Raw genomic sequence first — 20,167 nt, 5'->3', positions numbered from 1 at the left:
GACAAATGGGGTAAGACGCTTCGCCAAAAACTAAGCGCCTGGATAATACAAAAGGGCGTTGACTCAGGAACTGCAACGGCGAGGTCAATACGAGCGCCAAGAAACTGCCAAAGGTTGAAATATGAAAATTTCAACTCACTACAAATCCAGACTTACTTCCTGTTTTGACCAACCTTCAACCCGCACCTAGCCTAGCGAGTGTGCAGGAGGAAACTGCACACCTGAAAGCACCTACACACTGTCAGTACTCTATTCATTAAAGGATTAATGAAATGACTTATCAAGATGATACGGCTGCGGATGATGACACCCTCGCCGAAGCCGCCAGTAAAGCCCCAGAAGTCTTAATGGACGGGTCCCTCGGCCTACTTCCAGATTCAACTCGTCCCCCTGGATTAACGCTGACAAAAGAACAGATCAAGAGTATCAAGCGCTATGAAATGGCAGGCCTTGCGCTTCCAATAACCCTGGGTGATGTGATTGGCTACCTTGGCTACAACGAAGGTGAAGGTGCGGGCAAATACCTGGAACCAAGGGAGTTTCTGAAAAGCTTCGAGAAAATCAACGCACATGCCCGCACCTGGAACCCATTACGTACCAGGTTGATCGGAATGACCAGCAAGCTGGAGATATTTGCCGATGAAATAGCGAACAATGGTGTCACCATGTCATTGATTTTCAATGACGTGGACGCCCTGAAGAAACTCCCTGCGTACAACATCAAGACACTGGCAGATATTCGCAAGCTTAAAGATGAACTCGGCGATCGCCTCAAGGAATTCAATCTTGACGCAGAGGATAAATCGACCGTCAGCCAATTCAGCATTTTCTTGAACAACATTCTGGACGCGGTGCGGCGTCAACAATCCGAAGCGCACGATATCAAGAAAGACCTTGGTAAATTCAGCGAAGAGTTGGCCCAAAAAGTGCTCCCCGAGATTAAGTTCAAGGTAAGGACGATCAATAACAGCAATCTGGAAACGCTCATAAAAGACCTCAGTACCGACATTGAACAACGGGCTGACCTTATCGAAAAACTCAACGATGCCTACAAAAAAACGGTGAAAGATGCTTTGAGCGCGGCGTCTACAATGAACATTGCTGGCCTCGGCATAGCCATTTACAACGGCATTAACGCAGAGAAAATTCGAAGTGATCTCAAGAAACAACGCGACATACAGAAAAATAAAATCGAAGAAATGCGCACGAAAAACAAAGTTCTCGCCTCATTGCATCGAGTAAGAGCCGACTTATTGGACCTGGACATTATCGTCGTTGATGCAGATATTGCCACCAAAAACCTGGAGAGCGTGTGGCTCAATATTACAAACTACCTCGATGCGTCCGTCGAGGGCGTAGACAGGATTAATGATGCACTCGGTTTGTATGCGTTCTTCCACGAATTTAATTCCGTGATCAACCCTTGGAAAAGAATTGGCCGTGACGCAGTGTTACTGTACGAGGTCTTCGACCAGGCTGATAAAGAATTTCGTGATGAGTACAATTCTAATTTTAATATGCGCGCTCGGAGCCCGATGCCTATGAACACCCCTGTGTATTTTGATGCGCCTGATACGACCATCATTCGAAACTCGAAAGACGCCTGTAATTCGACAATGATAGATGCCAAAGTGTACCACACTGCGACAGACTATTTACCGAATGTCTTTGCCAAGTTCACAGGCCTGAACGAAGGACTGAATGCTGCTCACACTGACTTGTCTGCGTCACTGCAGCGCATCTATGTTTTTCTGGAGATCCCTCTCGAGGAAATCGATAAGTTTCATAAAGATATCAAGGAGCAAGACCTTGATGACGAAGCACTGGAATATATTTCCCAACGCATATCGAAAGCTCGGGATAATGCAATAAGCAAAACGGGCGAATTGACAAAAATACTGGCCGGTCATCTGCGCTCTTTACGCGATACGTTCAACCGTCAGTCAACCCTGAGGTCCCTTGCAGAACTCCAGACCCAGGCGACTGGCCTGCCTTTGGAAATAGACGGGTTTGTAGAACGTAAAGCCGTGTTAAGTGGCGAACTACTTGCCTTGGATAATGGGATCAAGGCGCTCGAAAACAAAGGCCTGGCTGAGATTGGTGAAGAAACCATCTTGAATGCCGAAGCACTCGCAGCGCTTCAACTGGGCGGTCCACCCGCCGCCGCGCTCAAGGTCGCCCTCGATCTATTGCAGAAGTCGCTCGTGGTCCTTGAGGCTTCATTGAACTATCAAGGGCTGCTAAGCCTGCGCACAAGCCTATATACGCGAATAGATGCCGAACAGCAGAAAATCAGAGCTAAAAATGATGACCTCTGGCGGGTCGGACAGCACACCAAGCTCATTGAATCCTTCCACCACTTTGACGATGAGCGGGTGCTTTACGCTCAGGAATACTCGAAAATCGTCAATTCTTTAGAGTCGTTCGTGAATAAGCACACGTCAACTCCAAGCGACGACGATGAATCTGTCCAGCAATGGATTCAGGACGCCAGGGCAGCGATGAATTATTTGCCAACCCTCCGCTAAAGCGACTCAGAAGATAGTCTGAGGGGAGGGCTTTGCTCTCCCTGTTAGTGACTGGTCGTGTCCAGAATCACAAGAATGAGCGAGCAAAACAATGACTTCAATTAATGAAAATGATGTCGCTGGGCTTAATAACTTCAAACTCTATCTTGAACGTTTTCCAGCGTCCATCGACAGCTTCTTGACCAATCTTGCCCTGCCGCTACTGGGTAGCGGCCAACACCCAGCAATGAATGATACCGCTGCACGCGCCAAACGCGATATCCAGTTATGGCCTGATAACGCAAAAGCGCTACGTCTGGTACATCAGGGCGTTACCCCGCTGATCTGCGACACCAATGAGTTGCTTACGCAGGTCACGCTCTACGAAAAACCAGAGGGTACCGACCCTATTCGTGAAAATCTGAATACGTTAGTGCTGCATACGGAGCCATTCAACATGAACGGTAAGCTCGGCATCAGCCCTTCCAGTAAAACCTACGATGTCACGTATTTCCTGTCGCAAAAGCTCATTCACTTTGAAGACTCGCTTTATGATGCGATTCAAGACATGGAACAGATTCAGAAAACTGCCAGTGACGTTATCCCGCGCACTGTTGACTTCATGAAGGTCAAGATTGCAGAGCATGAAGCCCGGCATCGCAAGCCTGATTCCACGTTTGCAGGGCCTGTGCAAAAACAACTGGATCTGGCCAATCGCAGCCTTGACGCCTCACGAGCTGAATATACCTGGGCCTTGGAAGCCGCCGGGAATGTGCTTGGTTACTGCACTCGCTTGCGCGGCATGCTGTACGACTCCAGAACACAGATGATGCTCATCAGTGACAAGAGCAATGTGAGGACCTTCATTCTCCAGATGAATCTGATGGGCTCTCGCCTGACCCAGGCCGAACGCATGATTAATAAAGCTCAAGCGGTGTTGTAAACAGTCAGAATGCTGAGCCTGTGCACGTGCGTACAAAACAAACCTGCGCTCATAAAAAAACCCGCGATCGCTCGCGGGTTTTTGTTATCCAGCTTTAACAGCCGTGACGCTTAAACGTAGAACGATTTCAGCGGCGGGAAGCCATTGAACTCTACGGCGCTGTAGCTGGTGGTGTATGCGCCGGTGGACAGCCAGTACAGGCGGTCACCGATGGCCAGGTTCAGCGGCAGACCATACTTGTAGTTCTCGTACATGATGTCGGCGCTGTCGCAGGTGGGACCGGCGATGACCACTTCTTCCATCTCGCCTTTCTTCTCGGTCCAGATCGGGAACTTGATGGCTTCGTCCATGGTTTCGATCAGGCCGGAGAACTTGCCCACATCCGTGTACACCCAACGCTCTACTGCGGTGCGGGATTTACGCGAGACCAGCACTACTTCGCTGACCAGAATACCGGCGTTGGCGATCAGCGAACGACCCGGCTCCAGAATGATTTCCGGCAGGTCATCACCGAAGTCTTCTTTCAGGTAGCGAATGATTTCTTCAGCGTAGGTTTCCAGGCTGTTGGTGCGGGTGATGTAGTTAGCCGGGAAGCCACCGCCCATGTTGATCAGCTTGAGGACGATGCCGTCTTCTTCTTTGAGACGCTCGAAGATCACTTTGACCTTGGCGATCGCTGCGTCCCAGACGCTGATGTCGCGCTGTTGCGAACCAACGTGGAACGAAAGACCGTAAGGCACCAGACCCAGGTCACGAGCCAGAATCAGCAGATCCATGGCCATGTCGGTCTGGCAGCCAAATTTACGCGACAAAGGCCAGTCAGCCGTGGTCGAGCCTTCGGTCAGGATACGCACATAGACTTTCGAACCCGGTGCAGCCTTGGCGATGTTGCGCAAGTCGGCTTCGGAGTCAGTGGAGAACAGACGCACGCCCTTCTCGTAGAAGTAGCGGATGTCCTTGGACTTCTTGATGGTGTTGCCGTAGCTGATGCGGTCGGGAGTGACACCGCGCTCCATGACCTTGTCCAGCTCATAGATAGAGGCGATGTCGAAGCTCGAGCCTTTATCCTTGAGCAGGTCGATGATTTCGACCGCCGGGTTGGCTTTGACGGCGTAGTACACCTTGGCGAATTCGAAACCTGCGCGCAGGTCATCGTAAGCCTGGCTGATCATCGCGGTATCAATAACCACGAACGGGGTTTCTTGCTTGTCGGCAAACGCCTTCATTTTGTTGAAGGTGTCGCGCTGGAAATAGTCTTCGACCTGGATCGGCATGCGGAAACTCCTACTGGCAAACTGCATTAATCAATGGGTGCAAATGAACGCCCTCCGTATCCCCACTTTGGTTCGCCTACTTCCCAAGGCATGTCCGCCGAAAGCAAAAAAGGCCATCTGGAGGTCGCCTCCCGTGGCCTTGCTGTCTCGTCGTCAGTACTTGAGCCGGATGGATCGTTTCCAGCTTGGACGTTCGGCGCGAACTGTAGGACCTGAGGGGTTAGAGATCAACAAAAAATGTCGCATTTGCAGACGTTTCTGCCGGATCGGCTCGTGTGCCCCATTGTAGTAACGGACCTGTGTGACAGCTTGATGTTCATTCTGGACACGATTTGATCGTGAATATCACATGGCCCTGTAGGAGTGACCGGGGTGGCGATCCACATTGCTCGCGATGGCGTCTGAGCAGGAACATCCTTTTTTATAGATGTACCGCTATCGCGAGCAAGCTCACTCCTACAGGGGCCAGGTTTCCTACAAAAAATGTGACGATTGCGAAGGCTTTGTCCCTATCTCTTGAGTGAAGAGTCCTAGAAACTCAAACCCGCTTGCGCCTGCCATTTCCCGGAACTAGCCTGCGCTCCGCCACTGTAAATCAGTGGTCGGGTGTGAGAGCCCGGTTGCAAAAAAGGGTGCATCAGTCCATCAGATATGGCGGCTGTGTGCAGGCAGACTTCGGTCTGGCCGGTTTCCCTTTGACTGGTCTCTCACCCTGCACATAGCTGCCACCCACTTCCGTGTGAGAGCGACAAGTGATGGCTCCAATCTAAAGGGATACATCATGACGAAAACCACCCTGGAACAAGACCTCCAACGCGCCAGCGACCTACTCCGCTGCGCCGCCGCCACCGCCTACGAATCCAGCGACCAACTCACCGGCCAGAAACGCGACCTTGCGTTTTCCACGGTGCATTTGGTCGAGATTGCGCAGGGCTTGGTTGAGCGATCTTTAATAACAGTCGAGCCGCGATAAAGCGCACACCCACTCTCACAGAGACGGCGCAATCCCGTAGGACTGGCTTTAGCCGGGAGAACGTTGTTCCTGACGAAGGATATCTAGCGAATGTACCGACACTCTCGCGGCTACGCCGCTCCTACGAATGTCCTTACAGGATTGGGCAGCCCCACGCCTTTGCAGCGCGGGGCTTCTACATTAAGCCTGCGCTTCATCCGCCACTCCAAGCGGCAAAAAGACTCGTCTTGCGCCACGAGACAGCAGAAGAGCAAGGATAAGAGATATGGCGATGACGTTTATCAGCGTACAACAAACCGTAACATAAACAGTTACGCCAAAGTCCTTTTTTTCAGAAAATGGGAAATGGTGCTTAGCGCAATAAACTTAACGTTTAAAACCCATAAAATTTATTGCAAGACTTATTACTTATCGAAAGTAAAACCCCAGAACCCTTTCTCGAATTAAACACCAACCCCACAGCACTTAAACAAAAAAGATAGATATTTCAAAATGTAAATTAATCTTGATTTAGGGCTTACGACCGCCTAGCGTTATGGAAGTCCGATATGGACTAACGAAAGCACCGGAGGTATACATATGAATGAAAATACTGAAAGCAAGCTCGAAGACATGGACCTCATTGAGGAAAACGCAAGTCCATTACCCGCTTATAACTCGGTAATACTTACCGACTATGAAGCTGTTGCGGGAAAAACAGCACCGGAGTTTTAAATACCATGGAGGCCCGACGTGGTCGGGCCCGCTCATATCGCGGTAGTCTCTTATGAATTATCAAAAAGTCAGACCTGGAACCTGGGTATTAGATGATCTGGGATTACTATTTTTTCATAATGGAAATGGATGTTTAAAACTTAACAAATCGTGGTATCTGTCTTCATTTTCAGAGCAAGAAATTGCAATTGATATCCTGAAAAAATTTCCTGAATTCTTTGAGCCAGCGACCAATGCGGAAGGGCTTGAAAGCTATGAAAAAAGTAAAATCAGCTTCATCGCGGCACCACGATCCTAGTCAAGGTACCGAATCAGTAAGGATCAAATTAGCGCTGGTTGCTCTTCCCTATGGTGAAGGGCCCCAGAAAGTCATGCCATTAGGACTTCAAAACATCTCTGCATACCTGAACAAAAAAAACTCTGATGTTGACGTCAGAATATTTGACTATTCCGAGTTGCAGCTACTAGATACAGATAGATTATCTGGATTAATAAGTTGGGACCCGACAATGGTTGGTTTCTCAGTCTATAGCAGCAATGTCATGGCCGCAAAGCAGTGGGCGGAACAGGTTAAACTATATCTACCGAGCTCTTTTATATTTTGTGGCGGGCCTCATATCAGCTTAGCCGCGGAAGCTTTCTTAAGGTATACAGGCGAAACATTTCATGTCGCATTGGTGGGCGAAGGAGAATACTCCACGCTATTATTGATCGAAGAGTTCTTAATAAAACAAAAGCAAGATTTACCAAAGAAAACAAAGCAAGGTCAGGCCTATGAATTAAACTTTGAAGCAGTTCCAAATGCTGTTTGGTTAGATAATTATGGCGTATCCCATACGAGTCAAAAATGTAAAAATCAACTTCCCGCAAACGAATGGGAAAATCCGCTTCTTGATTACGCAACCAGTGATATTCAGGGTCTTTATTACACTGACAGACGGGATGGTGTACGCAGGAAAGCCATAGCATTTACGAGTAGCAGAGGCTGTCCGTTGGCCTGTTCGTTCTGCGCTATCGTTGCAGCCGACAAAGACGGGCCCAAATGGCGTGCCGCTGAAGCTAGCACGCTACTGGCATGGCTTGAGGAAGCAGCCCAAACCTACAACTTCGAACATGTCTACATGATGGATGCGAATTTTTTTGTTCGAAAAGACCGAGTATTAGAGTTCTCCGATGGGTTATATCGCCTATTTAAAGGACGTGTCACATGGAGCAGCTCTTCGACTGTCGGCTATCTCTTAAAAGTGCAGGACGCACTTCCTACCTTAGTCACTCAAGGGTTAAGGCTCGTAGAATTGGGCATCGAGTCGGGATCTCAGAGCCAACTAGACTACATGAACAAAAAGGTAACTGTCGAAAAAAACATATCTGCGGTTCGGGCGCTTCAAGAAAACGGTGTTGCGCTGGGACTAGACTTTATAATGTTTTATCACGACCAAACCCCTAGGGAAATACTGGAGAATCTGTTATTCATTCTTCGCGCTGGCCTCACGGAGCACGAATCTTTAGATCACTATTTTAATATCATGATGCTTTACCCCGGTACTCCTGTAAGAGAAACGCTGGAGTTAAGGCTAGGATACACGCTACCTCTGTATGAGCTGCCAGACTCCCGACTTTTCATACAAAACCATGAAGTCTCGCTAATCTACAACTCTTTCATCGATGGTTTTGCCAAAAAATACCTGACTCGATTGGAAGCTGCGATATCAAAAAACCTTCTTAAGATCAGAAGCGGCACCGACGAATACACTCGGGCGTATTACTCGCTTCTCAATGTGTACTTACTTCACCTACCTTTCAAGATTCTGTGGTCACTGTCGCGGAATCCAAGAGTCGCCGATCGCGATTTAGTTTCCTCAGATTACAGATATCTAATTGCTATGAGCTTGGATGAGGAAATGGAGCATACCACGATTGACACGACGGATAACCGTGTGACCACGGGTTCCGGTGGGCGAAGAGGTGAATTAATTGCAAGTACTCGCTGAGGTAGGCGCGATGAACAACGATATCCGAATAGGTACAAGCGGGGGTCAGGACGATCTGAAACTGCTTGTTGATAAACTGGAAAACAACCATTTGGGATGGGAGACTTCGGTCAAACACTTCAGTGTAGGACTTCGTTTTTTTGAGTCCTTCGAGGTTGAATTGGGGGAACGAGCTCTGGCGACTGGATTGTCTCTGGCCGTTCATCCTGTTGACATAAATCTTTCAGCCGACTTGGACAACGGAGAGCTCTCCACATTGAAGGAAAACTTGAGAAACTTTCCATTTATTTATTTGGAAGAAGACCTTGGATTATGGCGTTATAAAAATATATTTCTAGGCGCACACCAGACAGACCCGGGCTTTTCCGAAACATCACTGCACCAAGCAGCGAGCAATGCAGCCTTTGTCCAAGATGAATTGGGAATTCCAGTTATCATAGAAAATCCTCCTGTATACAGTGGTGATATCGGCATGGGCTTTTGGGCATACTATGAACAGGTGTGTGACTCATCAGGCTGTCAAATGGCGTTTGATGTTGGCCACTACCTAGGATACTGCAGGGTTAACAGCATTCCTTGTCGAGTGCCAGATAAAAGCTGCGATATCTGGAAAAGCATTAAAACAGTCCACTTATCAGGGATGAAATATTGGAAATGGAATGGTGCAGCGGTTTGGCTAGACCAACATGCTGATAAATATAATGATGAGATGATCCGCATAGCCCAATCCTGCATAAACAATGTGAAAGATCTACACAATATACTTCTAGAGATGGAAGGAGCCAACAACATCGTTCGCCAACAGAACTTTCTTCTAGTGAAATCATTACTCCAGGAGCCTCACTGATGCGAGAAATGTACGAGCGATTTGAAAGCTTTTATTCATTCAACAATCTCTTGCGCGGCAATCCGGGGAGCGACCGACCCGATAAAAATTTAAGTTTCGACTCAACACGCCGTTTTATAGATATTGTTAGATTTGTAAACCGGCGCTGGCCGTTCTCGATTCCTTTTATTTCTAGCTGTCACGGTCTATCGCTCTGGCGTCCACTATTTGAAAATTTCCCTGCTGATGCTGCCAACTGCACGACCCTTTATGAAGCGTCGGTAACAAGGGCCGCGGCGGTCATCAAACTAATAGATGGTGATTTTTTATCGGAGCTTATTAGTTACGAAGATTTTAGAAACGGGTCCGGTATATTCTCCTATTCGACAGATGCAGTGAGTGGGAAAACGTCAGTCCAGATCCCATATGATCTTGAGTCTTTTTATTTATCGCTTATGTTTTATGGTCGCGCATCGGCGCCTCCGTTTCTATATCGGCAACTTGATATTGAACCTGGGTGCACCTATAGAGTGGCCAGAAAATGAACGTAGATCTTCGTGTAAAACGCGCGGACGCGCTTTACTTTGCGATCGCTATCACTGTAACCATAATCGAGCTTGCGATAATCGCTACCAGCCCACACTTGGGCGCCTTCGCTCTCGAGTACGCGCTTATCACTCAACTCGCCCTATCAATTCTGGTAGAGTTTGGGACAGCCTACATCTTGGTTACGAGGTTTGGGGTGATTCGCGCGACTCATGCAGGCTTCATCTTCAAGGCGATGAGCTGCTGTCTTTTCTTTGCTGGAGTGGCCGTATCAAGTGACTCATTCATTTATGGCTGGTCACTCATTATTATGTCTTTTCTATTCGACTCTATGGGGACAGGCCTTCTAAAGGCAGCATTTAGACCAGCTTATAGTGCGCTGCATTATTCAATGATGGGTAGACCCGCTGATTTTGTGGACAGTCTGATAGGCTTTGGCGCGATTAGATTGGGGCTTCCTTGCCTGCTCTTGTTTCTGGTCGGCGCTGCCCATTTATATGCGACACCCCAAGAAGTATTTTATGTAATGTTCATTCTCGTGTTCGGATGTCGCTGTTTCCAGGTCTTGCTCGCACGAGGTGACCTTCGAACGTTGATACTTGCCCCGACTCAAATTTCAGATTCAGTAAAATCTGGTGCAGTCTCTTTATTAAAAGCATTCAAAAAAGTCCCGGGACTATGGGTATGTTACACCGTGGGCACCGTGTTTGAGTCGGTGATACTCATGTATGGGATCGGCCTGATCTACAAGTACAAAGCAATTGCGCTCTTGCCCGACACGGTCACTTGGATGGGGGCTTCGGCAGCCTCACTGTGGATTTATTTAATTTCATACGCGGGCGCAGGTTACGTTATTCGATACTGGTGTCTTCTAAAAAACAGCAATGTTTTTTTAGTGGCCTGTGCATGCATGACCGGTACAGTGGTCTATCTGCTTATGCTTACCCCAGGTGAGGCGGGATACTTTGCGGGGTTGCTCGGTTTCTGTTTTTTGGCGTCATTATCAGCGCTGCTTTTGGTCAGGCATGCTTCAACGCAGATTTTGCTTATTTTTAATGAGCGGGACAGTGCGAAGATCTTCGTCTGGACGGAGTTGGCCGCAAATTTAGCCCTGATTGTCGTGGTGGGTACGGCGACGACACTGGTAGGTCCTGAAAGCATACTGCGAATTTTCGGCATTTTTTTTGGGCTGTCCACTGCGGTTGCTATCGTCCTTTGTATTAAAGGTCATGTTCAGGTGGCGAAGGCAAGGTCCACCAAACCTGTCGTTTCCTACAAAAAATGTGACGATTACGAATGACCCGTCCCTATCTCTCGTGTGAAGTTTCCTAGAAACTCAAACCCGCTTGCGCCTGCCATTTCCCGGAACTAGCCTGCGCTCCGCCACTGACGATTCGGTGGTCGGGTGTGAGAACTCGGTTGCAATGAGGTGCATCAGCCTGTCAGGCAGATATGGCGGCTGTGTGCAGGCAGACTTAGGTCTGGCCGGACGCTCCTCACCGGTTTCTCACCCTGTTCATAGCTGCCACCCTTGCCGCGTGAGAACGGTAATCGGTGGCTCCAGAATATTGAGGAGCTACATCTTGATAAAAAATCCCCCCACCCTCGAACAAGACCTCCAACGCGCCAGCGACCTCCTGCGCTGCGCAGCCGCCACCGCCTACGAATCCAGCGACCATCTCACCGGCCAGAAACGCGACCTGGCTTTTTCGGTGGTGCATCTGGTCGAGATTGCACAGTGTTTGGTTGAGAGATCGTTAATAACAGTCGAGCCGCGATAAACCGCACACTCACACTGACGTGGGACCGGCTTTAGCCGGGAAGAGGCCAGTACACCCGATAGATTATCTGCGGCAGACATACTGTCTTCCCGGCTAAAGCCGGTCCCACGACGGAATACCTGTAGGCCCATACCAGACCGCAAACCACGTTGCATTGCGTCGTCAGGAGCGTGAGCCAGGAATACATGCATTCACAGGATATCTACACATGGCTACTTCTATTTGTCTGGCATCCGAAATTGAGCAGCGTCTAGATTTTCTGGCGAGCAGCACAGGTCTTACCAAGGCTTTTTTTCTACGCGAAATAATCAGCAACGGCCTGACTGAAGTCGAGGACTATTATCTGGCGGCCGAGGTTCTCAAGCGCGTGCGCAAGGGGCAGGAAACGGTTCACCTAGCTGCTGATGTGAGGAAAGACCTTGGTTTGGACGATTGAATATATGGAACTCCTGCCGGAGCGACCGGGTTGGCGTTCCACCTTGCACGCGATTTAGAGGCCAGATTTCGCACGCTTACCGCGTTATCGTTTTTCGCGGGCAAGCCTCGCTCCCACAGGGGATTGCATTCATGACGTGGGACCGGCTTTAGCCGGGAAGAGGCCAGTACATCCAATAAATTATCTGTGCCAGAAATACTGTCTTCCCGGCTAAAGCCGGTCCCACGACGGTTTACCTGAGGCTCATACCAGACCGCAAACCCCGCGCCATTGCAGCGCGGGGCTTTTACATCAGGCCTGCGCGTCAGCCGCAATCTCAGCCGGCGAAACAATGCTGGTCTTGCCACCACGGGAACGCCCGGAGCTCAGGTATTCCGCAATCGATTCCTGTGTCACTTCGCCCAGGAACACGTTCTCGGCATCCAGCACCGGCAGCCAAGAGCGGTTGAATTCGTACATGCGCGACAGCAGGATGCGCAAGTGTTCGTCGTAGGCCGCGGTGGCGTTGAACTGACGCAGGAACGGCAGGCAGGTGCCGGTCTGGCGATGCAGGTCACGACGGCGCACATAACCCATGGCCTTGTTCTCGGCATCGGTGACGACGATGTAGCGACGGTCGTTTTCGTCCATCACTTCCAGCGCATCGGCCACAGGTGTTTCCGGGCTGACCGATGGTGCGTTGTCCGCAGCATCTTCGGCTTTGACCAACAGCAGACGCTTGAGCGTGCTGTCCTGGCCAACGAAGCTCGACACGAACTCGTCTGCCGGATGCGCCAGCAAGGTGTCCGGGTGGTCGATCTGCAGCAGTTTGCCTGCACGGAAGATCGCGATCTTATCGCCCAGCTTGATGGCTTCGTCGATATCATGGCTGACCATGATCACGGTCTTGTTCAGCGCACGCTGCATTTCGAAGAATTCGTTCTGGATCATCTCGCGGTTGATCGGGTCGACCGCACCGAACGGTTCGTCCATCAGCAGCAAAGGCGCGTCGGCGGCCAGAGCGCGGATCACACCGATACGCTGCTGCTGACCACCGGACAGTTCACGCGGGTAGCGATGCAGGTACTGCTTGGGCTCCAGCTTGATCATGCTCATCAGTTCACGAGCACGGTCGTGGCAACGCTTGGCGTCCCAACCCAACAGCTTGGGCACCACTACGATGTTTTCTTCGATGGTCATGTTCGGGAACAAACCGATCTGCTGAATCACGTAGCCGATGTTGCGACGCAGGGTCACTTCGTCCAGATCAGTGGTGTCTTCGCCGTTGATCAGTACCTTGCCGGAAGTCGGCATGATCAGACGGTTGATCATTTTCAGCGTGGTGGATTTACCGCAACCCGACGGGCCTAGGAAAACGCAGATTTCGCCTTCGTTGACGGTGAGGCTGACCGAATCGACAGCCTTCACTTCTTTGCCGTTGCTTTGGAAAGTCTTGGTGAGGTTTTGAAGTTCGATCATTTCAGTAATCCTTTTGGAGTCAGCGCACGTTGCAGCCATTGCAGGAGAAGGTCAGCGATGATGGCCAGAATACTGACCAGTACCGCGCCGACGATCAGCATCGACATATCGCTGCGGCTGATTGAAGCAAGAATAAGTACACCCAGACCGCCAGCACCGATGGTGGCGGCGATGGTCATGACGCCGATGTTCATCACCACGGCAGTACGCACGCCAGCGAGGATCACCGGCACGGCGATAGGCAGCTCAACCATGCGCAGGCGCTGGCCGAAGGTCATGCCGATGCCTTTGGCGGCTTCGCGAATACCCGGCTCCACGCCTGTCAGTGCCAGATACGTGTTGCGCATGATCGGCAGCAGCGAATACAGGAATACGGCGGTGATCGCAGGCATCGGGCCAAGGCCTTGACCGAACTTGGAGTAGAACGGCAGCAGCAGACCGAACAGGGCAATCGACGGCACGGTCAGCAGCACGGTGGCGCTGGCCTGCAATGGACCGGCGAGTGCCGGGAAGCGGGTCATCAGAACGCCGAGCGGAACACCAACCAGAATCGCCAAGGTAACCGCGATGCCAACCAGCGTGATGTGCTGCAAGGTCAGGTGAATAACCTGATTCCAATCTATCTGGGAGAAAACGCTAAAAAAACTCATGTCGTCTCCTTCCTTAGTTAAGTGGGTGCTGGCGCAGGAAATCTGCGGCAACGGAAGAGGGGCTTTCGTGACCGACGTCGATGCGGGCGTTGAGGTCAATCATGGTCTGGGTGTCCAGCAGATCGGCCAGCGGCTTGAGCAACGTGGCAATTTCCGGGTGCTTGTCCAGATAATCCTTACGGATCACCGGAGCAGCGGTGTAGTCCGGGAAGTACTTCTTGTCGTCTTCCAGCACTTTCAGTTTGAAAGCATTCAGGCGACCGTCTGTGGTGTACACCAGACCGGCGAATACCTGGCCGTTACGCAGTGCGGTGTAGACAAGGCCTGCGTCCATCTGGCGAGTGTTCTCACGGCTGAGATTCATGTCGTAATGCTTGACCATGCCGATCAGACCGTCGGAACGGTTGGCGAACTCGGTGTCCAGCGCTACGAGATGACCCTCTTTGGCTTCGTCTTTGAGGACTTTGGTCAAGTCGGTCATGGTGTTGACCTGCGGATACTTGTCCGCAACTTTCTGCGGCAGCGCCAAGGCGTAGGTGTTGTTGAACTTCGACGGCGAAAGCCATACCAGGCCTATCTTGGCGTCGAGCTCTTTGACCCGTGCGTAGGTTTGCTCGCTGTCGAGTTTTTCATCGATATGGTTGTAATTAACCAGCGACACGCCGGTGTACTCCCAGATCAGATCCAGTTGACCGCTTTCCTGTGCACTACGTGCCAGGCTGCTGCCCAGACCACCCGTGACTTGAACGTCATAGCCCTTTGTACGCAGATACTGCGCAGTCAGTTCGGCTAGCAACGTTTGCTCGGTGAACACACGTGCACCCACGCGCAATACCGGCCCTTCCGTGGCGGCGTTGGCCACCTGGGCGAATCCTGCGAACAGCAAGGCAAAGCCCGCTATTAATGTGCATAACTTTTTCATTGGTATTCCTTTCGCTCAGCGAGTCAGGCCACGTTCCAGCCAGGTACGACTGGCAAGAGTCACCAGACCATCAAGCAGCAACGCCAGCAGAGCGGTACACGCTGCACCCAGCACCAGTTGCGGCTGATTGTTCAAGGCGATGCCCGGGAAGATCAGACTGCCAAGGCTGTTGGCACCGATCAGGAAGGCCAAAGGCGCGGTACCAACGTTGATGGCCAGCGCGACACGCACACCACCGACGATGATCGGTACGGCGTTAGGCAATTCGACTTGCCACAGGACTTGGCGCGGCGTCATGCCGATACCAGTGGCTGCTTCCTTGAGTGAACCCTGAACGTTTTTCAGGCCTTCGTAGGTGTTGCGTACGATGGGCAACAACGAGGCGAGGAACAGCGCGAAGATCGCAGGCCCACTACCAATCCCGAGAATCCCGAGGGCAATGGCCAGAACGGCGAGAGGGGGAACGGTGTTACCAATGTTGAAGATCTGCATGAAGCGTTCGGCACGGCCAACCATGCTTGGTCGACTAAGGGCAATGCCCGCCGGGATCCCGACCACGAGGGCCGCCAACATTGAAACCAGAACCAGAATCAGGTGAGCTTGCAGATAGAACAGCAGGTCATCCTGGTATTGCTTGATAGTACTGATGCCGATCCAGTGGATCAGCAGGGCCAGGAGTGCGATTACAACCGCACCTCCAATCAGCCCCTTGCCATAGCGATTAGCCACAGGCGGACTCCTTATTTCAGTCGGCGAACGCGTTGCCGTGATCGACCCTTGCAGGTGATCAGGAATAACGTTCGCGAAGAGCAGCGGGTGGGTCGCCATTGAGGTTGCCCTCGGCGAAAACACAAGCCATTAGCGCAGCTTCGTCAAGCCAACATGCTGATGAATCAGCCCCTGAAGTTGGCCGTTTTACTGGCCTTGACGGGGGAATGGACGTCTCCACGACCCGAAAGGTTCCCACACAAGATGGTAATTGGCCACCGACCATGTGCTGAACGGTTCGGTTATTGCTATCAGATAGGCTATAATCTGCGCCCTTTTTTGACTCACCTGCCAGGCGATTTCCCATGACCCAACAGGCCGCCGAAGTCGCGAAACGCCGCACTTTCGCCATTATTTCCCACCCGGATGCGGGTAAAACCACCATCACAGAAAAACTGCTGTTGATGGGCAAGGCCATTTCCGTCGCTGGCACGGTGAAATCTCGTAAATCAGATCGTCACGCGACATCCGACTGGATGGAAATGGAGAAGCAACGCGGCATCTCCATCACCACCTCGGTCATGCAGTTCCCGTATCGCGATCACATGATCAACCTGCTCGACACCCCGGGCCACGAAGACTTCTCCGAAGACACCTATCGCACCCTGACCGCCGTCGACTCGGCGCTGATGGTGCTCGATGGCGGTAAAGGGGTTGAGCCACGGACCATCGCCCTGATGGACGTTTGCCGTCTGCGTGATACGCCGATCGTCAGCTTCATCAACAAACTCGACCGCGATATTCGCGACCCGATCGAGTTGCTGGACGAGATCGAAGCTGTCCTGAAGATCAAAGCCGCGCCGATCACCTGGCCGATTGGTTGCTACCGCGACTTCAAGGGTGTCTATCACCTGGCTGACGACTACATCATTGTTTACACCGCCGGTCATGGCCACGAGCGCACTGACGTTCGTATCATCGAGAAGCTGGATTCGGACGAAGCCCGCGCTCACCTGGGCGACGAGTACGACCGTTTCGTTGAACAGCTGGAACTGGTGCAAGGCGCCTGCCACGAGTTCAATCAGGAAGAGTTCATCAACGGTCAGCTGACGCCGGTGTTCTTCGGTACTGCGCTGGGCAACTTTGGTGTCGATCACGTACTTGATGCCGTTGTGAACTGGGCGCCGAAGCCTTTGGCCCGTGTTGCCAATGAGCGTACTGTTGAACCGGTTGAAGAGAAGTTCAGCGGTTTCGTGTTCAAGATCCAGGCGAACATGGACCCGAAGCACCGCGACCGTATCGCGTTCATGCGTATCTGCTCGGGCCGCTACGACAAGGGCATGAAAATGCGCCATGTCCGTTTGGGCAAAGACGTGCGGATCGGCGACGCGCTGACGTTCTTCTCCTCCGAGCGTGAAATGCTTGAAGAGGCCTATGCGGGCGACATCATCGGTTTGCACAACCACGGCACGATCCAGATCGGCGATACCTTCACCGAAGGCGAAAGCCTGGGCTTCACCGGTATCCCACACTTCGCCCCGGAACTGTTCCGCCGCGTGCGTCTAAAGGATCCGCTCAAGTCCAAGCAATTGCGTCAGGGCCTGCAGCAACTCGCTGAAGAAGGCGCCACTCAGGTGTTCTTCCCGCTGCGCAGCAACGACATCATTCTCGGCGCCGTCGGTGTGCTGCAGTTCGATGTGGTGGCAAGCCGCTTGAAGGAAGAATACAAAGTCGAATGCGCATACGAGCCGATCACCGTGTATTCAGCCCGCTGGATCGATTGCGCAGACAAGAAGAAGCTCGAAGAGTTTGAAGTCAAAGCGGTGGAAAACCTGGCGATGGACGGCGGCGGTCACCTGACCTACCTGGCCCCAACACGGGTTAACCTGGCCTTGATGGAAGAGCGCTGGGCGGATGTGAAATTCCGCGCAACGCGTGAGCATCATTAAGTAAAAGATGCGCGGTGGATCTGACACCGCGCCGCTTGAACATTGCATGAATGCCCGGACTGAAACCGGATTTCTGTGGGAGCGAATTCATTCGCGAAGAGGGCAGACCTGAATAAAATCCGGGTCTGACACACCGCTTTCGCGAATGAATTCGCTCCCACAGGGAAATGCGCCACATCCACATCGATAACTACCGCACCACCATCCCCACTCCCCTGCCCGCAGATCAGAGCGGGCGCTGGGCAGATGTGAAATTCCGCGCGACGCGTGAGCATCATTAAGTAAAAGATGCGCGGTGTATCTGACACCGCGCCGCTTGAACATTGCATGAATGCCCGGACTGAAACCGGATTTTCTGTGGGAGCGAATTCATTCGCCAAGAGGGCAGACCTGAATAGAATCCGGGTCTGACACACCGCTTTCGCGAATGAATTCGCTCCCACAGGGAAATGCGCCACATCCACATCGATAACTACCGCCCCCCCCACTCCCCTGCCCGCAGATCAGAGCGGGCGCTGGGCGGATGTGAAATTCCGCGCTACGCGTGAGCATCATTAAGTAAAAGATGCGCGGTTCTGACACCGCGCCGCGCCGCTTGAACATTGCATGAATGCCGGACTGAAACCGGATTTTCTGTGGGAGCGAATTCATTCGCGAAGAGGGCAGACCTGAATAAAATTCGGGTCTGACACACCGCTTTCGCGAATGAATTCGCTCCCACAGGGAAATGCGCCACATCCACATCGATAACTACCGCACCACCATCCCCACTCCCCTGCCCCGCGGATCCGAGGCTGTTTCCAGCTTCGTGCCGTCCACTTTGATTGCCTGCACGTTACCCATCTCCCAGCCCTGATCTTCGAGCGTGTAACCCATGGCTTTCAGCTCATCGGCAACCTTGCCAGTCAAAGGCGCGTGGGAATCGTAATAGATCGTATCCTTGGGCAATAACTGGTGATGCACGCGTTGCGCACCCACGGCTTCCTTGAGCGGGAGTTTGTAGTCGTAGATGTTATTCAGCACCTGAAAGATCGAGGTGAAGATCCGCGAGCCGCCGGGCGTGCCCAATACCAGCGTTACCTGACCGTCACGCGTCACCAGGCTCGGGCTCATCGACGACAGCATGCGCTTGCCCGGCTCGATGGCATTGGCGCTACCGCCCACTACGCCAAACGCATTAGCGACCCCCGGCTTGGAGCTGAAGTCGTCCATCTCATCGTTGAGCAAGAAACCCCCGCCCTTCACCACCACGCCACTGCCGTAATCCCAGTTCAACGTATAGGTATTGCTGACCGCGTTGCCCTGCTTGTCGACGATCGAGAAGTGCGTGGTCTGATGCGGTTCCAGCCCCGGTTTGACGTTTTCGGTTGGAGAGATGGCGGTCGGATTGATCTCATTCGCGCGCTTGGCCAGATAACTCGGGTCGATCAATTCTGCAACGGGGGCCTTGGTGAAGTTCGGGTCGCCCAGGTAATCAGCCCGGTCAGCGAACACGCGCTTTTCGATTTCCGCCAGCAGGTGAATGTACTTGGCGGAATTCAACGCCACGCCTTTGAAGTCATCAGCTCGCTGCTCTTTGATGCCTATCAGTTGCGCCAGCGCGACTCCACCTGAGCTGGGCAAAGGCGCGGTGTACAAGGTGTTGCCCTGCCAGTTGACGTGCAGCGGCTTGCGCCAAAGCGCTTTGTAATCAGCAAGATCCTGTTTGGTCACCAGACCTTTGTCATGCTCCATTTGCTTGACCAATAGATCAGCGGTCTCACCCTTATAGAACTCATCCGCACCCTTGTTGGCGATGCGTTCCAGGGTCTTGGCCAGCTCAGGCTGACGCAAGGTTTCACCAACTTTCATGCTGCCAAAGTAATCGTTGAAATTGGTGGTGCCCTTGAACAGCTCCAGGGCTTCCTGACGGTACATGTATTGTTTTTCAGCCACTTTGAAGCCGTTCTGCGCATAGCCAATCGCGGGGGTCAGCAACTCAGCCCATTTCAGCTTGCCGAATTTTTGATGCGCTTCCCACAGCCCCATAACCGTACCCGGCACGCCGACTGCGCGGGCACCGACCAGGCTCATGTTTTCGATCACCTCGCCTTTTTCGTTGAGGTACATGTTACGGCTGGCCGTTTTGGGCGCCGTCTCACGGTAATCGAGGAAGTACGGTTTGCCATTCATGAACAAGGTCATGAAGCCACCGCCACCAATGTTGCCCGCCTCGGGGTAGGTAACGGCCAGCGTGAATGCGGTAGCGACCGCGGCGTCCACCGCATTGCCGCCTTTGCGCAGCACATCGGCGGCTACTTTTGCGCCGTACTCATCAGGCGACGCTACCGCGCCGCCCTCAAGCGTGACTGCGAATACTGAAGATGAACTGAAGATTGCCACTGACAAAGCCAGTGTCTTGAACATAACCACTCGCATGAGGCTTCCTTAATGTGAAGGTCAGACGAGGTTGATTAATGACCAGTGAGGCCGTAAACGCAAATTTTAGA

Annotated in this window: 18 protein-coding genes; 12 read left to right on the top strand and 6 right to left on the bottom strand. The window is 52.1% G+C overall.

Translation table 11 applies throughout. The features are described 5' to 3' along the window. The first annotated feature begins 272 nt into the window (after positions 1-272). Positions 273-2,528, top strand: a complete 2,256-nt coding sequence (locus KDX30_RS16260; protein ID WP_231676915.1) for an alpha-xenorhabdolysin family binary toxin subunit A — start codon at positions 273-275, stop codon at positions 2,526-2,528. A gap of 91 nt (positions 2,529-2,619) precedes the next feature. Then, positions 2,620-3,450, top strand: a complete 831-nt coding sequence (locus KDX30_RS16255) for a hypothetical protein (protein ID WP_231676914.1) — start codon at positions 2,620-2,622, stop codon at positions 3,448-3,450. Positions 3,451-3,560: 110 nt separating this feature from the next. On the opposite strand, the gene KDX30_RS16250 is transcribed toward KDX30_RS16255, so the two are convergent. Beyond that, positions 3,561-4,724: a type III PLP-dependent enzyme gene (locus KDX30_RS16250; protein WP_231676913.1), complete on the bottom strand. Its 1,164-nt coding sequence runs from the start codon at positions 4,722-4,724 to the stop codon at positions 3,561-3,563. Between the two features lie 781 nt (positions 4,725-5,505). On the opposite strand from KDX30_RS16250, the gene KDX30_RS16245 reads away from it, so the two are divergent. From KDX30_RS16245 to relB, 9 genes are all read left to right on the top strand, one after another. Continuing rightward, positions 5,506-5,697 (top strand): DUF6124 family protein, encoded by a 192-nt coding sequence (locus KDX30_RS16245; protein ID WP_231676912.1) that lies wholly within the window; start codon positions 5,506-5,508, stop codon positions 5,695-5,697. Between the two features lie 579 nt (positions 5,698-6,276). After that, positions 6,277-6,411: a hypothetical protein gene (locus KDX30_RS29510; protein WP_263268726.1), complete on the top strand. Its 135-nt coding sequence runs from the start codon at positions 6,277-6,279 to the stop codon at positions 6,409-6,411. Between the two features lie 52 nt (positions 6,412-6,463). Then, positions 6,464-6,709 (top strand): hypothetical protein, encoded by a 246-nt coding sequence (locus KDX30_RS16240; protein WP_231676911.1) that lies wholly within the window; start codon positions 6,464-6,466, stop codon positions 6,707-6,709. After that, positions 6,666-8,402, top strand: a complete 1,737-nt coding sequence (locus tag KDX30_RS16235; protein ID WP_231676910.1) for a B12-binding domain-containing radical SAM protein — start codon at positions 6,666-6,668, stop codon at positions 8,400-8,402. Before KDX30_RS16240 ends, KDX30_RS16235 begins: the two co-directional genes overlap by 44 nt. Positions 8,403-8,412: 10 nt before the next feature. Beyond that, complete coding sequence (locus KDX30_RS16230) at positions 8,413-9,249, top strand: multinuclear nonheme iron-dependent oxidase (RefSeq protein ID WP_231676909.1); 837 nt, start codon at positions 8,413-8,415, stop codon at positions 9,247-9,249. After that, complete coding sequence (locus KDX30_RS16225; protein ID WP_231676908.1) at positions 9,249-9,773, top strand: hypothetical protein; 525 nt, start codon at positions 9,249-9,251, stop codon at positions 9,771-9,773. Before KDX30_RS16230 ends, KDX30_RS16225 begins: the two co-directional genes overlap by 1 nt. Next, a complete protein-coding gene (locus KDX30_RS16220) occupies positions 9,770-11,074 on the top strand; it encodes a hypothetical protein (protein ID WP_231676907.1) in 1,305 nt (434 codons plus the stop codon). The genes KDX30_RS16225 and KDX30_RS16220 overlap by 4 nt, the downstream gene beginning before the upstream one ends. Positions 11,075-11,198: 124 nt before the next feature. Continuing rightward, positions 11,199-11,555: a DUF6124 family protein gene (locus KDX30_RS29820; protein ID WP_406643916.1), complete on the top strand. Its 357-nt coding sequence runs from the start codon at positions 11,199-11,201 to the stop codon at positions 11,553-11,555. Between the two features lie 208 nt (positions 11,556-11,763). Next, positions 11,764-11,991, top strand: a complete 228-nt coding sequence (gene relB / locus KDX30_RS16210) for a type II toxin-antitoxin system RelB family antitoxin (RefSeq protein WP_231676906.1) — start codon at positions 11,764-11,766, stop codon at positions 11,989-11,991. A gap of 291 nt (positions 11,992-12,282) precedes the next feature. Here relB and KDX30_RS16205 read toward each other — a convergent pair whose 3' ends face one another. The 4 genes from KDX30_RS16205 to KDX30_RS16190 are packed head-to-tail and all read right to left on the bottom strand — an operon-like array spanning position 12,283 to position 15,750. Then, positions 12,283-13,449, bottom strand: coding sequence for an osmoprotectant ABC transporter ATP-binding protein OsmV (locus KDX30_RS16205; RefSeq protein WP_027898180.1), 1,167 nt, complete (start codon positions 13,447-13,449; stop codon positions 12,283-12,285). Next, positions 13,446-14,099, bottom strand: a complete 654-nt coding sequence (locus tag KDX30_RS16200; protein WP_099269048.1) for an ABC transporter permease — start codon at positions 14,097-14,099, stop codon at positions 13,446-13,448. Before KDX30_RS16200 ends, KDX30_RS16205 begins: the two co-directional genes overlap by 4 nt. A gap of 13 nt (positions 14,100-14,112) precedes the next feature. Then, on the bottom strand, positions 14,113-15,021 hold the full coding sequence (locus KDX30_RS16195; RefSeq protein WP_099269047.1) for a glycine betaine ABC transporter substrate-binding protein: 909 nt from the start codon (positions 15,019-15,021) through the stop codon (positions 14,113-14,115). Between the two features lie 15 nt (positions 15,022-15,036). Beyond that, positions 15,037-15,750 carry an ABC transporter permease gene (locus tag KDX30_RS16190; RefSeq protein WP_027898183.1) on the bottom strand — a complete coding sequence of 238 codons (714 nt, stop codon included), beginning with the start codon at positions 15,748-15,750 and terminating at the stop codon, positions 15,037-15,039. A gap of 344 nt (positions 15,751-16,094) precedes the next feature. On the opposite strand from KDX30_RS16190, the gene KDX30_RS16185 reads away from it, so the two are divergent. Further along, positions 16,095-17,678 carry a peptide chain release factor 3 gene (locus KDX30_RS16185; RefSeq protein ID WP_027898184.1) on the top strand — a complete coding sequence of 528 codons (1,584 nt, stop codon included), beginning with the start codon at positions 16,095-16,097 and terminating at the stop codon, positions 17,676-17,678. Positions 17,679-18,428: 750 nt separating this feature from the next. Here the strand turns inward: KDX30_RS16185 and ggt are convergent. Beyond that, positions 18,429-20,096 carry a gamma-glutamyltransferase gene (ggt, locus tag KDX30_RS16180; protein WP_231676905.1) on the bottom strand — a complete coding sequence of 556 codons (1,668 nt, stop codon included), beginning with the start codon at positions 20,094-20,096 and terminating at the stop codon, positions 18,429-18,431. Positions 20,097-20,167 lie beyond the last annotated feature (71 nt).

The organism is Pseudomonas quasicaspiana (assembly GCF_021147825.1).
GTDB classification, from domain to species: domain Bacteria; phylum Pseudomonadota; class Gammaproteobacteria; order Pseudomonadales; family Pseudomonadaceae; genus Aquipseudomonas; species Aquipseudomonas quasicaspiana.
This window is presented reverse-complemented; position numbering and strand designations above follow the sequence as displayed.

Coding starts and splice junctions, on each gene's coding strand:
- KDX30_RS16255 (WP_231676914.1), top strand. CDS start 2,620: ATGACTTCAATTAATGAAAATGATGTCGCTGGGCTTAATAACTTCAAA.
- KDX30_RS16230 (WP_231676909.1), top strand. CDS start 8,413: ATGAACAACGATATCCGAATAGGTACAAGCGGGGGTCAGGACGATCTG.
- KDX30_RS16205 (WP_027898180.1), bottom strand. CDS start 13,449: ATGATCGAACTTCAAAACCTCACCAAGACTTTCCAAAGCAACGGCAAA.
- KDX30_RS16185 (WP_027898184.1), top strand. CDS start 16,095: ATGACCCAACAGGCCGCCGAAGTCGCGAAACGCCGCACTTTCGCCATT.
- KDX30_RS29510 (WP_263268726.1), top strand. CDS start 6,277: ATGAATGAAAATACTGAAAGCAAGCTCGAAGACATGGACCTCATTGAG.
- KDX30_RS16200 (WP_099269048.1), bottom strand. CDS start 14,099: ATGAGTTTTTTTAGCGTTTTCTCCCAGATAGATTGGAATCAGGTTATT.
- KDX30_RS16195 (WP_099269047.1), bottom strand. CDS start 15,021: ATGAAAAAGTTATGCACATTAATAGCGGGCTTTGCCTTGCTGTTCGCA.
- ggt (WP_231676905.1), bottom strand. CDS start 20,096: ATGCGAGTGGTTATGTTCAAGACACTGGCTTTGTCAGTGGCAATCTTC.
- KDX30_RS16220 (WP_231676907.1), top strand. CDS start 9,770: ATGAACGTAGATCTTCGTGTAAAACGCGCGGACGCGCTTTACTTTGCG.
- relB (WP_231676906.1), top strand. CDS start 11,764: ATGGCTACTTCTATTTGTCTGGCATCCGAAATTGAGCAGCGTCTAGAT.
- KDX30_RS16245 (WP_231676912.1), top strand. CDS start 5,506: ATGACGAAAACCACCCTGGAACAAGACCTCCAACGCGCCAGCGACCTA.
- KDX30_RS16225 (WP_231676908.1), top strand. CDS start 9,249: ATGCGAGAAATGTACGAGCGATTTGAAAGCTTTTATTCATTCAACAAT.
- KDX30_RS16260 (WP_231676915.1), top strand. CDS start 273: ATGACTTATCAAGATGATACGGCTGCGGATGATGACACCCTCGCCGAA.
- KDX30_RS29820 (WP_406643916.1), top strand. CDS start 11,199: ATGAGGTGCATCAGCCTGTCAGGCAGATATGGCGGCTGTGTGCAGGCA.
- KDX30_RS16235 (WP_231676910.1), top strand. CDS start 6,666: ATGAAAAAAGTAAAATCAGCTTCATCGCGGCACCACGATCCTAGTCAA.
- KDX30_RS16250 (WP_231676913.1), bottom strand. CDS start 4,724: ATGCCGATCCAGGTCGAAGACTATTTCCAGCGCGACACCTTCAACAAA.
- KDX30_RS16240 (WP_231676911.1), top strand. CDS start 6,464: ATGAATTATCAAAAAGTCAGACCTGGAACCTGGGTATTAGATGATCTG.